Origin of the sequence: Glycomyces mayteni (genome assembly GCF_042428885.1) — a bacterium.
Lineage (GTDB): Bacteria > Actinomycetota > Actinomycetes > Mycobacteriales > Micromonosporaceae > Glycomyces > Glycomyces mayteni.
The window spans coordinates 1,217,056-1,230,680 of sequence record NZ_JBHMBP010000001.1; the positions used below are offsets into that span (position 1 = coordinate 1,217,056).

At 72.4% G+C, this 13,625-nt stretch carries 12 protein-coding genes; 4 read left to right on the top strand and 8 right to left on the bottom strand.

Annotated features, from left to right (window positions below; all coding sequences use genetic code 11):
- The first annotated feature begins 18 nt into the window (after nucleotides 1–18).
- Nucleotides 19–1,239, top strand: coding sequence for an NAD(P)/FAD-dependent oxidoreductase (locus tag ACFFXY_RS05625; protein ID WP_382346796.1), 1,221 nt, complete (start codon nucleotides 19–21; stop codon nucleotides 1,237–1,239).
- Nucleotides 1,240–1,261: 22 nt separating this feature from the next.
- Here the strand turns inward: ACFFXY_RS05625 and ACFFXY_RS05630 are convergent, their stop codons facing one another.
- From ACFFXY_RS05630 to mshA, 8 genes are all read right to left on the bottom strand, one after another.
- On the bottom strand, nucleotides 1,262–2,782 hold the full coding sequence (locus tag ACFFXY_RS05630; protein WP_382346799.1) for a PH domain-containing protein: 1,521 nt from the start codon (nucleotides 2,780–2,782) through the stop codon (nucleotides 1,262–1,264).
- Complete coding sequence (locus ACFFXY_RS05635) at nucleotides 2,779–3,276, bottom strand: PH domain-containing protein (RefSeq protein ID WP_382346802.1); 498 nt, start codon at nucleotides 3,274–3,276, stop codon at nucleotides 2,779–2,781. Before ACFFXY_RS05635 ends, ACFFXY_RS05630 begins: the two co-directional genes overlap by 4 nt.
- Nucleotides 3,277–3,422: 146 nt before the next feature.
- Nucleotides 3,423–4,415 (bottom strand): L-glyceraldehyde 3-phosphate reductase, encoded by a 993-nt coding sequence (gene mgrA, locus ACFFXY_RS05640; protein WP_382346805.1) that lies wholly within the window; start codon nucleotides 4,413–4,415, stop codon nucleotides 3,423–3,425.
- 103 nt (nucleotides 4,416–4,518) lie between these two features.
- Nucleotides 4,519–5,205: a response regulator gene (locus ACFFXY_RS05645; RefSeq protein WP_359950749.1), complete on the bottom strand. Its 687-nt coding sequence runs from the start codon at nucleotides 5,203–5,205 to the stop codon at nucleotides 4,519–4,521.
- 12 nt (nucleotides 5,206–5,217) lie between these two features.
- Nucleotides 5,218–6,459 (bottom strand): sensor histidine kinase, encoded by a 1,242-nt coding sequence (locus ACFFXY_RS05650; RefSeq protein WP_382346809.1) that lies wholly within the window; start codon nucleotides 6,457–6,459, stop codon nucleotides 5,218–5,220.
- Nucleotides 6,460–6,581: 122 nt separating this feature from the next.
- Complete coding sequence (locus ACFFXY_RS05655) at nucleotides 6,582–7,334, bottom strand: phosphoglyceromutase (protein WP_382346812.1); 753 nt, start codon at nucleotides 7,332–7,334, stop codon at nucleotides 6,582–6,584.
- A gap of 91 nt (nucleotides 7,335–7,425) precedes the next feature.
- Nucleotides 7,426–7,899 (bottom strand): type III secretion system chaperone family protein, encoded by a 474-nt coding sequence (locus ACFFXY_RS05660; RefSeq protein ID WP_382347408.1) that lies wholly within the window; start codon nucleotides 7,897–7,899, stop codon nucleotides 7,426–7,428.
- On the bottom strand, nucleotides 7,899–9,134 hold the full coding sequence (mshA, locus tag ACFFXY_RS05665) for a D-inositol-3-phosphate glycosyltransferase (RefSeq protein ID WP_382347410.1): 1,236 nt from the start codon (nucleotides 9,132–9,134) through the stop codon (nucleotides 7,899–7,901). Before mshA ends, ACFFXY_RS05660 begins: the two co-directional genes overlap by 1 nt.
- A gap of 357 nt (nucleotides 9,135–9,491) precedes the next feature.
- Here mshA and ACFFXY_RS05670 point away from each other — a divergent pair, with 357 nt between their 5' ends.
- The 3 genes from ACFFXY_RS05670 to ACFFXY_RS05680 all read left to right on the top strand — a co-directional run bounded on the left by ACFFXY_RS05670 (nucleotide 9,492) and on the right by ACFFXY_RS05680 (nucleotide 13,554).
- Entirely contained in the window at nucleotides 9,492–10,163 is a 672-nt protein-coding gene (locus ACFFXY_RS05670) for a TetR/AcrR family transcriptional regulator (protein WP_359950757.1), read from the top strand.
- A gap of 107 nt (nucleotides 10,164–10,270) precedes the next feature.
- Nucleotides 10,271–12,409: a dTMP kinase gene (gene tmk, locus ACFFXY_RS05675; RefSeq protein ID WP_382346815.1), complete on the top strand. Its 2,139-nt coding sequence runs from the start codon at nucleotides 10,271–10,273 to the stop codon at nucleotides 12,407–12,409.
- On the top strand, nucleotides 12,406–13,554 hold the full coding sequence (locus ACFFXY_RS05680) for a DNA polymerase III subunit delta' (RefSeq protein WP_382346818.1): 1,149 nt from the start codon (nucleotides 12,406–12,408) through the stop codon (nucleotides 13,552–13,554). Before tmk ends, ACFFXY_RS05680 begins: the two co-directional genes overlap by 4 nt.
- Nucleotides 13,555–13,625: the final 71 nt, after the last annotated feature.

Sequence of the window (13,625 nt, forward strand, 5' to 3'; positions counted from 1 at the left end):
ACGGGAGCCGGAGTCGTCATGAATGCACCGTTCGTCATCGTCGGGGGCGGCCTCGCCGCCTCCAAGGCCGCGCAGACCCTCCGCGACGAGGGGTACGAAGGCGACCTGGTCGTCGTGACCGGGGAGCCGCACCGGCCCTACGAGCGGCCGCCGCTGTCCAAGGACTACCTGCGCGGCGAAGCCGGGCGCGGGGCCTTGTTCACCGTGGACGAGGAGTGGTACCGGCAGAACGCCGACCTGCGGGTCGGCACGCCCGCGACCGGGCTCGACACCGCCGCGCACCGGGTCGCGCTGGCCGACGGGAGCGGACTCGACTACGCGAAGCTGATCCTGGCCACCGGGTCGAGCCCCAGGGCCCTGCCCGTGCCGGGCGCGGACCTGCGGGGCGTGCACCTGCTGCGCACCGTCGAGGACGCCGATCTCCTTGCGGCCGAACTGAAAGGCGGCGAGGGACGCGTCGTCATCGTCGGCGACGGCTGGATCGGCATGGAGGTCGCCGCGTCGGCGCGGCAGCTCGGCCGCGACGTGACCCTGTTCGGCATGGGCGCGCAGCCCCTCGAACGCGTCCTCGGCCCCGAGATGGGCCTCGTGTTCGCGCAGCTGCACCTCGACAAGGGCGTGGACCTGCACCGCCGCACCGAGATCGCGAAGATCGTCGGCGAGGACGGCCGCGCCGTCGGGGTCGAGACCACCGCAGGCGAGCGCATCGACGCGGACCTGGTGCTCGTCGCCGTCGGCGTCGTCCCCAACGCCGGGCTCGCCGCCGCCGCGGGGCTCCAGCAGCGCGAGCGCGCGCTCGGAGGCGGCCTCGCCGTGGACGCCACGCTGCGCACCAGCGCCGAAGACGTCTGGGCCGCAGGCGATGTCGCGAGCGCCCCCTACCCGCACTACGGTCGCCCGATCCGCGTGGAGCACTGGCAGACCGCGATCGACACCGGCGAGCACGCCGCGAAGGCCGCGCTCGGGTCCGACGCGGCCTTTGACAAGCTCCCGTACTTCTTCACCGACCAGTACGACCTGGGCATGGAGTACCTCGGGTTCGTGGCCGGGCCGGACGCCTACGACGAGGTCGTCGTCTCCGGCTCCGTCGAGTCCCTGGAGTTCGTGGCGTTCTGGACGAAGGCCGGCCGCGTCCTCGCCGGGATGGCGATCAACACGTGGGACCGCATCGGCGAGATCGAGGCGCTCATCCGGGCCGAGGAGCCGCCCGGGGAGGACGCGCTCCGGTCATTCCTGTGACACTGTCATTCAGGCGGCGTGGTCATTCAGGCGGCGTGGCCAGGAAGGGCCGCAGCAGGTCCGGCACGGCCTCGGCGGCGAAGTCGAGGATCTCGTGCTCGTCGGCGTCGATCACCGCGTAGTGGCCCTTCCCGGCCGCGGTGGTCGCGTCGAGCGTCATCAGCCCCATGCGCCGCTGGAACACCGACTGCGTGATCCGCCAGCCGATGATCCCCGACCGGTCCAAGTGGACGGTGGCCCGGCGGGTGCTCCCGCGCCGCGACACCAGGTGCCGCGCAGTGAGCGCATGACCCAGGGACGCATAGGAGTCGAACGCCGTCCACGCCGCGAACCCCGCGCTCAGCACGGCCGCCAGGACGATCGCCGCGCTGAGCAGCGCCGGGAGCGACCACAGCAGGTGCGGCACCACGGCCGCGGCCGCGAGGACCACGACGGCGACGGCGGCCCAGCGCAGGCGCCGCGTCCGCGCCGTCCGCGGGTGCGCTGCCAAAGCGCAGTCGACGGGCCCGATGACCGCCTCGGCCGCGTCAGTGACCGCCGGGAGCGGCGCGGCCGGGACGAGCGTCGACAGGTCCGAGCCCTCCTGGTCGGTCTTGAGGCCGATCGCGACGACGTCGAGGCGTCCCGCGCCCGCGGAGCGCACGCCGAGCGGCTCGACGATCTCCACGCCGCGGATGCGCTCCTCCTCCAGGCTGAGCGAGCGCGACACGAGCAGGCCGCGGCGCACCCGGAGGGTGCCGCCGGGCTCCCGGTCGAGCCGGTGCCCCCACCATGCCTCGCCTTGCAGCGCAAGGCTGGCGATGGCGCCGAGGAGCAGCAGGCCGACCAGGCCCAGCCCGAGGACCGCCCACGGGCCGTACTCGTCCACCAGGCCGCCGACGATCTCCACGGGCAGGCCGCCCTTGCCGAACCAGTCGGCGATCTGGAACGTGCCGCCGACGGCGGCGCCCGCGAGTGCCGGCGTCAGGAACGACAGGGGCGCGTACTTGAGCCAGCCGGGCTCCCACGTGGCGAGCCGCTGCTCGCCGTCCGCGCCGACTTCGGCCGCGCTGCGCCGCAGCAGCTCCGCGCGCAGCCGCTCGGCCTCGGCGCGGCCCACCGAGTCGAGGGTGAGCGTCTGCTCGCTGGTCGAGCCGGAGCCGCCGCCGGTCTCGCCGGTGCCGACCTTGACCTTCGCGAGGCCGAAGGCGCGTTCGAGCGGGTTCGCGGTGAGGTCCACGGAGCGGATGCGCTCGCGCATGAGCGAGCGGCGGGTCTTGAACAGGACGCCGGTGTGCATTTCCACGCGCGCGTCGGTGACGCGGTACCTGGTGACGCGCAGGCGGATCGCCTCGTACCCGACGACCAGGCCGATGACGAGCGCCGCGCCGGGGACGACGAACGCGAGCGCGATGAGCAGTCCCGGGCCGGAGCCGATCCCGATCGCGACGGGCACGCCCGCGCCGATCATCACGCCGATCATGTACAGCGCGGTGACCTTGAGGCCGTCGCGGTGGAGCCGTCGCCACGGCTCGTTCCCCTCGGCGTGCTCGATGCCGATCACGTCGCGTCCCCGGGGGTCGCGTCGGTCAGCTCGGTGAGCCGCTCGGCCAGGGCCGACGCCTCGTCCTGGTCGAGACCTTCGAGTTTGACCGCGCCCGCCGACGACGCGGTCGTCACGACCACCGTGGACAGTCCGAAGGAGCGCTGCACGGGGCCCTGCGTGGTGTCGACGGTCTGGATGCGCGACATGGGCGCGACGCGCCAGGTCCGCCAGAAGTACCCGGTCAGCGTGTACACGGCGGTGTCGGTGACCTCCCAACGGTGCACGCGGAACCACCACGCGGGCATCGTGAACGCGGCGGCGAGGCCGAGCGCGAGGATCGCCGCGGCGGGCAGGAGGAGCCAGGTCCGGGCCGGGGCGATGAGCAGGCCGAGGACGGCGAGGGGGACGACGGGGACGGCGGTGGTGATGAGCCATTGGGCGCGCCACCAGGGCTTGACGCGCGGGTCGAAGCGGTGCCGGGGCGGGCGGAGGGCGGTCCGTGGAGCGGTCATGCCCGAATAGTAGGAAATGCCCGCGGCCGCTGCTTCCGACTTGCGGCGGATTTCCCGGCGTGGCGTGTCATACCGAGGTATCGGGTGGGGGACCGCCGCAGGTGCCGCTGCACCCGGACGGTCCCGCCGCGGCCTTGCGGGCCTTGCTATCCGATGGAGGCCGCGTCGATCGCGGCGAGCTCGTCGGCGGTGAACGCGAGGTTCGCGGTGGCGGCGACGTTGTCCTCCAGCTGCTTGACGGAGCTGGCGCCGATGATGACGCTGGTCATGCGGTCGTCGCGCAGGGCCCAGGCGAGCGCGGTCTGCGCGAGCGACTGGCCGCGGGCCGCGGCGATCTCGTTGAGGGCCTTGACCTTCGCCATGGTGGCGTCGTCGAGGCGGTCCTCGTTGAGGAAGTGGCTGGTGGCGACGCGGGAGTCCGCGGGGATGCCCCGCAGGTACCGGTCGGTGAGCACGCCCTGCTCCAGGGGGCTGAAGACGATGCAGCCCGCGCCGGCCCCTTCGAGGGCGTCGAGGAGGTGGTCCTCTTCGATGCGGCGGTCGAACATCGAGTAGCGCGGCTGGTCGATGAGCAGCGGCGTGCCGAGGTCCCGCAGGATCGCGGCGGCGGCCGTGACCTGCTCGGAGGTGTAGTTCGAGACGCCCACGTAGAGGGCCTTGCCGGAGCGCACGATCGCGTCGAGCGCGCCCATGGTCTCCTCCAGGGGCGTGTCCGGGTCGGGCCGGTGGTGGTAGAACACGTCCACGTAGTCGAGGCCGAGGCGCTTCAGCGACTGGTCGGCGGAGGCGATGAGGCTCTTGCGCGAGCCCCATTCGCCGTACGGGCCGGGCCACATGTAGTACCCGGCCTTGGAGGAGACGACGATCTCGTCCCGGTACGGCTTGAGGTCGTCGGCGAGGAGGCGCGCGAAGTTCTCCTCGGCGCTGCCGCCGGGCGGCCCGTAGTTGTTGGCGAGGTCGAAGTGGGTCACGCCGAGGTCGAAGGCGCGCCGCACGATCGCCCGCTGCGTGTCGAGGGGCCGGGTGTGGCCGAAGTTGTGCCACAGGCCGAGCGAGATCGCGGGGAGCTTGAGGCCGCTGCGTCCGGAGCGGCGGTAGGGCATGGACTCGTAGCGGTCGTCCGCGGGAAGGTAGGTCACGAAGGCAGCCTATCCGATGCGGCAAGCGTTATCCCTATATCCTATATCGTATAGGATATGCGATTTCCGGAGGTGAACGGCGGGTGAAGGCCCTGAGGGGACCTTACGCGTGCGGGTCGAACTTGTAGCCGAGGCCGCGGACCGTGACGAGGTGGCGCGGCTTGCCCGGCTCGGGCTCGATCTTGGAGCGCAGGCGCTTGACGTGCACGTCGAGGGTCTTGGTGTCGCCCACGTAGTTGGCGCCCCAGACCCGGTCGATGAGCTGGCCGCGGGTGAGCACGCGCCCGGCGTTGCGCAGCAGCATCTCCAGCAGCTCGAACTCCTTGAGGGGGAGCTGCACGTCGGCCCCGCCCACGGTGACTGTGTGCCGGTCGACGTCCATGCGCACCGGGCCCGCCTCCAGGACCGTGACGATCGGGTCGTCGGGCTCGGCGGAGCGGCGCAGCACGGCCCGGATGCGGGCGACCAGCTCGCGCGAAGAGTACGGCTTGGTGATGTAGTCGTCGGCGCCCAGCTCCAGGCCCACCACCTTGTCGACCTCGGAGTCGCGGGCGGTGACCATGATGATCGGGACGTTCGAGTTGGCCCGCAGCTCCCGGCAGACCTCCGTGCCGGACTTCTCCGGCAGCATCAGGTCGAGCAGGACCACGTCGGCGCCGGCGCGCTCGTACTCCTTGATGGCGGCGTCGCCGTCGGCGGCGACGGCCACCTCGAAGCCCTCCTTGCGGAGCATGTAGGAGAGGGCATCGGAGAACGATTCCTCGTCTTCAACTACGAGCACGCGGGTCACGAGTGAACCTTCCTAACGGGCGGCTTGCTGGCTTGTTCCGATTTCAGCCGAGTCCGGTGCCGTGGCGTCGGACGGAAGGGAACGAGCAGGCAACATCAAGGTAAACACTGATCCGGCATCGGGCATACTGGACACTTCCACCCTACCCCCGTGATTGACGGCCACATGTTTGACGATCGCCAGGCCGAGGCCCGTGCCGCCGGTCTGGCGCGACCGCGCCGCGTCCACCCGGTAGAACCGCTCGAAGATCCGGTCCAGCTCCTCCGCGGGGATGCCGATCCCCTGGTCGCGCACCCTGATGCACACCATCTTGACACCGGCCAGATGACCGGTGGGGGACGTCATCGACGTCTCCACCTCCACGGCCGTGTTCTCGGGTGAATAGGAGATGGCGTTGCCCACGAGGTTCTTCACCGCGGTGACGAGCTGCGCCTCGTTCCCGAGCACCTCCATGTCCTCCAGGCCGGTGAGCCGCAGCTCGATCCCCTTCTCCTCGGCCGCTATCCGCGTCTGGTCGAACGCCTCCATGACGATCCGGTCGACCTCGACCGGCTCGGGGTCCGGCAGCTTCTCCGCGCCCTGGAGCCGCGACAGCTCCAGCAGGTCGGTGACCAGGTGGTTCATGCGCTTGGACTCGGAGCGGATGCGGTCGGCGAAGCGCGCGGCCGCGTCGGGGTCCTCCGCGGCGTCCTTGAGCGCCTCGGAGAGGATCTGCATCGCGCCCACGGGGGTCTTCAGCTCGTGGCTGATGTTCGCCACGAAGTCGCGGCGGACCCGCTCGACGCGGTGCAGCTCGGAGATGTCCTGGAACTCGGCGACCGAGACGCCGTCGGGCAGCGGCGTGATGCGCACGCTCACCGCGCTCGGCTCGCCCATGACCTGCTTAGGGACCTCGATCTCCGCGTCCCGGTAGCGTCCGGAGCGCCGCGCCTGCGCGAGCAGCGCCCGCAGCGTCAGGGACACGATCTCGTGGTCGTCCACGAGGCCCAGGTCCCGCGCCGCGCGGTTGGTGTACAGGACGCGGTTGTGGTCGTCGACCAGGCAGACGCCCGTGCGCAGCAGGCCGACGGCGGCCTCCCACGGGCGGGTGTCGGGGACGGGCGCGGTGCGCGGCTCGGGGTGGGGCGTCCCCCGGTGCCTGATCCGCATGAGGGCGGTCGCGGCGGCGCCGAAAGCGGCGCCGGCGGCGAGACCGGTCAGGACGCGCCCGATGCCTCTGCCGAGGCTCTTGGGCTGCGGTTCGTTGTGGGCCACGAGCCCAGATTAAGCAGGAAACGGCCCGGCGTCGAGCACCGGGCCGTTTCTGCGACGCTTGCGAGCCGAAAAAACAGCTCAGCGCAATTCACGCGTTGTTCACCCAACGCGCCGATGTCCGCTTATTTCTTGCCCTGCGCGGCCACCGCGGCGGCCGCCTCGGCGGCGGCCTCGGGGTCGAGGTACTCCCCGCCCGCCTTGACCGGCTTGAGGGTCTCCTCGTCCAGCTCGTACCGCAGCGGCATGCCGGTGGGGATGTTCAGGCCCACGATCTCCTCGTCGGAGACGCCGTCGAGGTGCTTCACCAGCGCGCGCAGCGAGTTGCCGTGCGCGGCCACGAGGACCGTCTTCCCGGCGCGCAGGTCGGGGACGATCCCGTCGTACCAGTAGGGGAGCATCCGCTCCAGGACGTCCTTGAGGCACTCGGTGCCGGGGCGCACCTCGGGGGCCAGGTCGGCGTAGCGGGCGTCGCCGTCCTGCGCGAACTCCGAGCCCGCCTCGATCACGGGCGGCGGCACGTCGTACGAGCGGCGCCACGTCATGAACTGCTCCTCGCCGAACTCGGCGAGCGTCTCGGCCTTGTTCTTGCCCTGGAGCGCGCCGTAGTGGCGCTCGTTGAGCCGCCACGACCGCTTGACCGGGATCCACGAGCGCCCAGCCTCGGCCAGCGCCAGCTCGGAGGTGTTGATGGCGCGGCGCAGCAGCGAGGTGTGCACCACGTCGGGGAGCAGGTCGGCCTCGGCGAGCAGCCGCCCGCCGCGCCGCGCCTCGTCCTCGCCCGAGGCCGACAGCTTGACGTCGACCCAGCCGGTGAACAGGTTCTTGGCGTTCCATTCGCTTTCGCCGTGGCGAAGCAGCACGAGCGTGTAAGTCATGCCCCCTATCCTGCCGCTCCCACGCAGTGAGCGTCCCCCGGTCGCCGCGAAGGTGTGGCGGCCGTCGCCCCGCGCGTCCCGCCCGGCGGGATCAGTCCTCGGGCTTGAGGTGCGCGAAGGCTTCGAGGTTCCTGGTGGACTCGCCGCGGGCGAGGCGCCAGCGCCATTCCTGCCGGATGGAGGAGGCGAAGCCGAGTTCGAGGATGGTGTTGAAGGTGTCGTCGGCGGCTTCGAGGACCTGGCCGAGGACGCGGTCGAGCTCGTCGGCCGTGACGGCGGCGAAGGGGAGGCGGCCGACGAGGTGGATGTCGTCGTTCGCGTCGGTGGCGAACGCGACGGCGTAGAGCTTCCCGTTGCGGCGCAGGAGCTCCGCCCAGACGGCCTCGCGGTTCTCCTCGGGGCGGCGGGCGACGAAGGCCTCGACGCGGAGGGCGTGGTCTTCGAGGATGAGGCCGCACTCGGTGGTGAGCTTGCGGTTCCCGGGGAGGGTGACGACCGCCGAGCGCGGGGTGTCCAGGCGGTAGTCGGCGCCGGTCCCGTCGAGGGCGGCCTTGAGTCGCTCGATCACCGGTTCAGCGTAATCGCCTGGGAGCGGCGCAGGACGGTGCGCCGGTAGGCGGCCCCGAGCCCTTCGGCGGTGGCCTGCCAGGAGAACAGCGCGGCGTGGGCGCGGGTCCCGGCGGCGAGGCGCTCGCGCAGCGCGCCGTCGCCCATGAGGCGCCCGAGGGCCGCGGCCCAGTCGTCGGAGCGGTGGGAGTCGACGAGCATCCCGGAGACGCCGTCGGCGACGGCGGTGGTCAGGCCGCCCACCTTCGCCGCGAGCACGGGCGTGCCGGTGGCCTGCGCTTCGAGGGCGACGAGCCCGAACGACTCGTTGTAGGAGGGGACGGCGACGGCGTCGGCGGCCCGGTAGACCTGCGCGAGCGCCTCGCCCGAGCGCGGGGTCCGCCACTGGACGCGGTCGCCCAGGCCCAGCTCGCCGGCGAGTTTCGGCAGCCAGTAGAGGTCGGTGTTGGAGGGCCCGCCGACGAACACGGGGACGATCCGCTCGGCCAGGCCCGGGTCGGTCTCGCGCAGCCGCGCCAGGCCCCGCAGCAGCACGTCCGGCGCCTTGGCGGGCTGGATGCGGCCGACGAACGCGACGACGAGCGCGTCCTGGGGCAGGCCCAGGGCCTCGCGCGCGGCGTACCGGTCGCCGGGCCGGAACACGCCGAGGTCCACGCCGGGGTGGACGACCTCGACGCGGCGGGCGTCGGCGCCGTAGTAGCGGTGCAGCTCGTCCGCCTCGGCGGCGGTGTTGGCGATGAGGAGGTCCGCCTCGGTGGTGAGCTGCTCCTCGCCGCACACGCGCCCGATCGGCTCGGGCTTGTCGCCCTCGGCGAGCTGCGCGTTCTTGACCTTGGCGAGGGTGTGGAAGGTCTGCACGAGCGGGACGTTCCACCGCTCGGAGGCCACCCACGCGGCCTGGCCGCTGAGCCAGTAGTGGGCGTGGATGAGGTCGTAGTGGCCGGGCCGGTTGTGCGCCTCGGCGCGCAGGAGGCCGCCGGTGAAGGCGCACAGCTGCGTGGGCAGGTCGTTCTTGGAGAGGCCCTCGAAGGGCCCGGCGGGGAGGTGGTGGACGAGGACGCCGGGGGCGGCCTCGACCGTGGGGGGCTCCTCGGAGGAGGTGGCGCGGGTGAAGATCTCCACCTCGACGCCGGCGCGGGCCAGCTCGCGGGCGGTGTTGAGGACGTACACGTTCATGCCGCCGGCGTCGCCGGTGCCGGGCTGCGCGAGCGGGGAGGTGTGGACCGAGACCATCGCCACGCGGTGGACGGCCTGCTTTCGGCATCGTGCCCGGAACGCCGGTGTGCGCCGTTGACTCACGTGTGCTTCCTCTCCCGCGGCTGCCATCCCCTAGAGCAACGCGCAAAACACTCGTCATCCTTCCGCCTCCGGGCGTCCGGGCACAACCGCCGCACGCGCGGGAGTGACCAACTCCGCATTCCCGCAAGACGGGAGGCGACATGACGCTTTCGTTCGATTTCGTGGCCGAATGGTGACACTCGGTCGGGGGAAGCCGGAATTTCTCTCGCGACACGACCGGGAATGAGCCTCAAATCCGGGCAAGTCGTCCATGATGGGGTGACTTGTCATCACGAGGGGGGAGACAACACCATGAGCACTGCCACCGTGCCGGCCGCGAGGCAGCCCACGATGTCACCGGTGTCCAAGTTCGGCCAGACGCACTCGCTTCGCCGCCTGCCCGTCCAGGAGCGCTCGGCCGCCCGCGTGCGCCGGATGCTCGACGCCGCCGCCGACCTGATCGAGGAGGTCGGCTACGACCGGCTCTCGACCACCGCCATCGCGCAGCGGGCCGACGTCGCGATCGGCTCGGTCTACCAGTTCTTCGGCGACAAGCGCTCGCTGGCCGAGGCGCTCTCGCAGCGGTACATCGACCTGTACTTCGAGCGCCTGACCGCCCGCTTCGACGCCGAGCCCCCCGCCGACTGGCGGGCCGGGGTCGAGGCCGCCATCGGCGAGTACGTGCACATGTACCGCACGGCGCCGGGCTTCCGCGTCCTCCACCTGGCCGACGCGATCGACCCGGGCCGGGCCGACGCGGTCACCACCGGCGGCGACGTGATCGCCGACCAGATCCTCGCCGGGCTCGCCCAGCGCTTCGGCATCGGCGGCGACGACGAGCTCGGCAAGACCGTGACCGTGGCCGTCGAGACCGGGCAGGCCCTGGTCCGCCTGGCGTTCCGCCGCGACCCCGAGGGCTGCACGGCGTCGATCGCCGAGGCCAACGGCGTCGTCTGCGACTACCTCGCCCGCCGCCTGCCGTAGCGGCACGTCCCAGGCCACTCTCAACACCGCGCCGGGACATGAGGCCGCATCGGGCCGACTAGTCTCGTAGTCGACCCGGTGCGGTCTTCTGACTTTCGAGGAGCAGCATGGCGAACACCCTTGCCGACATCCAGACGGTGCTGCGGATCAGGCCCTTCCGGCGGCTGTGGACCGTGCTCGGCCTGGCCTCGTTCGGCGACTGGCTCGCGATCTTCGCCACGGCGGGGTTCGCGCAGTCCCTGTTCGACGACCCCGCGGCCAAGGGCGCGGCGTTCTCCGCGACGATCGTGCTGCGGCTCCTGCCGTCGCTGGTGCTCGGCCCCGTCGCGGGCGTGTTCGCCGACCGGTTCGACCGGCGCAAGACCATGGCCGCGTGCGACACCGCCCGGTTCCTGCTCATCGCCTCCGTCCCCACGGTCTACCTCATCACCGACAACACCGCGTTCACCGTCGTGTGGCTCGCGGTCGCCCAGCTGTGCATCGAGGGCGCGGTCCTCATCTGGTCGCCCGCGAAGGAGGCCGCGGTCCCGAACCTCCTCCCGGCGGAGAAGTACGAGGCCGCGAACCAGCTCAGCCTCGCCACCACGTACGGCATCGCCCCGCCGCTGGCGTTCGCGGTCCTCGCGGTCCTGGAGCGCGGCTCGAACGTCTGGTCCAACCTCGGCTCCTGGGCCGAGCCGATGGTCATCGCGCTGTACCTGACGGCGGCGATGTTCGCGATCCTCGCCGTCACCGTGTACTTCTTCATCCCGCAGATCTCCGGCCGCTACGGCCAGACTGCCGCGAAGGCCACCAGCGTCTGGTACGACCTCGTCGAGGGCTGGTCCTACCTGCGCACCAATGAACGCGTTCGCGGCCTGATCCTCGGGATGCTCGGCGCGTTCAGCGGTGCGGGCATCCTCATCGGCGTCGGCACCGTCTACGCGGCCACGCTCGGCGCCGGGGACGCCGCGTTCTACACGCTCGCGGTGTTCCTGTTCCTCGGCCTCGGCGCGGGGATCGCCTTCGGCCCCAAGCTCATCGGCGAGCTCTCGCGCCTGCGCTGGTTCGGCATGAGCATCGTCCTCGCCGGGGCCGGGCTCGCCATCGACGCGGTCGCCCCGCACATGGTCTTCTCCGTCATCGGGTCGGTCATCATCGGCCTCGGGGCCGGGATGGCGTTCCTCGCGGGGATCACGCTGCTCCAGCGCTCCACCGAGGACGAGATCCGCGGCCGCATGTTCGCGTTCATCGCCGTCTCCGCGCGCGTCATCCTCATGCTCGCCATGACGATCTCCGCGCCGCTCGCGGGCTGGCAGGCCGCCCGGCAGCTGAACCTCGGGTTCACCGAGGTGCAGGTGTCGATGAGCCGCATCCTCCTGTTCGTCGCGGCCGGGCTCGTCGTGTGGCTGGGCGTCACCGCGTTCCGGTCCATGGACGACAAGCCGGGCGTCCCGGTCCTCGCCGACCTGTGGTCCTCGCTGCGCGGCCGCCCGCTCTCGGCGGCCGTGCCGCTCGCCAGCGACGGCTTCTTCGTGGTCTTCGAGGGCGGCGAGGGCGCCGGGAAGTCCACCCAGTCCGTGAAGCTCGCCGCGTGGCTGAAGCTCCGCGGCTACGAGGCGGTCCTCACCCGCGAGCCCGGCGCGACCGACATCGGCATGCGCATCCGCTCCCTGGTCCTGGACTCCGGCGGCGACTCCGCGCCGTCGCCGCGCGCCGAGGCCCTGCTGTACGCGGCCGACCGCGCCCAGCACGTCGAGCGGGTCGTGCGGCCCGCCCTCGAACGCGGCGCCGTCGTCGTCTCCGACCGCTACATCGACTCCTCGATCGCCTACCAGGGCTCGGGCCGCGACCTCGGCAAAGACGAGGTCGCGTGGGTCTCCCAGTGGGCCACGGGCGGGCTCAAGCCCGACCTGACGGTCCTCCTCGACGTCGACCCCGCGCAGGGCCTGCACCGCGCCAAGGCGGGCGGCGAAGGGGACCGGCTGGAGCAGGAGCGCCTGGAGTTCCACGAGAAGGTCCGCGCCACGTTCCTCGGCCTCGCCGCCGCCGAACCCAAGCGCTACCTGGTGATCCCCGCGGGCGGCACGCCCGACGAGATCGCCGCCGCCGTCCGCGAGGCCGTCGCCGAGCGCCTCGACATCCGCACCCAGACCGCCCGCACCGACGCCGGCTGGCCGGGCCTGGACTCCGACAAGGCCCCCGAGCGGGGCAGCGACGAGGAGTACGGCTGGGGCAGCGTCGCCGAAGAGGCCGGGCGCGCGTGAGCGTCTTCGACGAACTCGTGGGCCAGGACGAGGCCCGCCGGGCCCTCTCCGACGCCGCCCGCGGCACCGGCATGACCCACGCATGGCTGTTCACCGGCCCGCCCGGGTCCGGCCGCTCCACTGCCGCGGTCGCGTTCGCCGCGGCCCTCCAGTGCCCCGACGGCGGCTGCGGCGAGTGCCACGCCTGCCGCACCGCCCTGGGCGGCACCCACCCGGACGTCACGCGCGTCATCCCCGAGGGCCTGTCCCTCGGCGTCGACCAGGTCCGCGGCCTCATCCTCGACGCCTCCCGCGCCCCCACCTCCGGGCCCTGGCAGGTCCTCATCGTCGAGGACGCCGACCGCCTCACCGAGGCCGCCGCGAACGCACTGCTCAAAGCCGTCGAGGAGCCCCCGGAGCGCACGGTGTTCCTCCTGTGCGCGCCGTCCACGAACCCCGCCGAGATCTCCGTGACGATCCGCTCCCGCTGCCGCGTCATGGGCCTGCGCCAGCCCCCGCCCGGCGCGATCGCCGACCTCCTCGTCGCCCGCGACGGCCTCGACCGCCGCGAGGCCGAGCTGTTCGCCGCCGCCGCCCAGGGCCACGTCGGGCGCGCGCGCCGCCTCGCCACCGACGCCGAGGCCCGCGCGAAACGCCACGACGTCCTCCAGATCCCGCGCCGCCTCACCGGCCTCGGCGCGTGCTTCACCGCCGCCGTCGAGCTCATCGAGGCCGCCGAGGCGGAGGCCTCCGGCACGTACACCGAGCGGTCGGCCGCCGAACGCGAGGCCCTGGAGACCGCGCTCGGCAAGGGCGGCACCGGCAAGGGCGCGTCCCGCGCCGCCCGCGGCGCCTCCGCTGCGCTCAAGGACCTGGAGAAGAAGCAGAAGACCCGCGACACCCGCGCCCAGCGCGACTCCCTCGACCGGGCCCTGGTGGACCTCGCCGCGTTCTACCGCGACGCCCTCGCCGCCGGGTTCGGCGCCCGCGTCGACCCGGTCCACCCGGACATGGCCGACACGACCCGCGCCGCGGCCGCCCGCCTCTCCGCGGAGTCCCTGCTGCGCCGCATCGACGCGATCCTCGCCTGCCGCAAGGCCATCGAGGCGAACGTGCGCCCCCGCATCGCCGTGGAGGCGATGATGCTGTCGCTGTGGCGGGCCTGACCCCGTTCCCCGATGTCGCACCCCCGCGCCATTGTTGAACCGGGGGACGCTCGTTCGCGACACGCCCGACC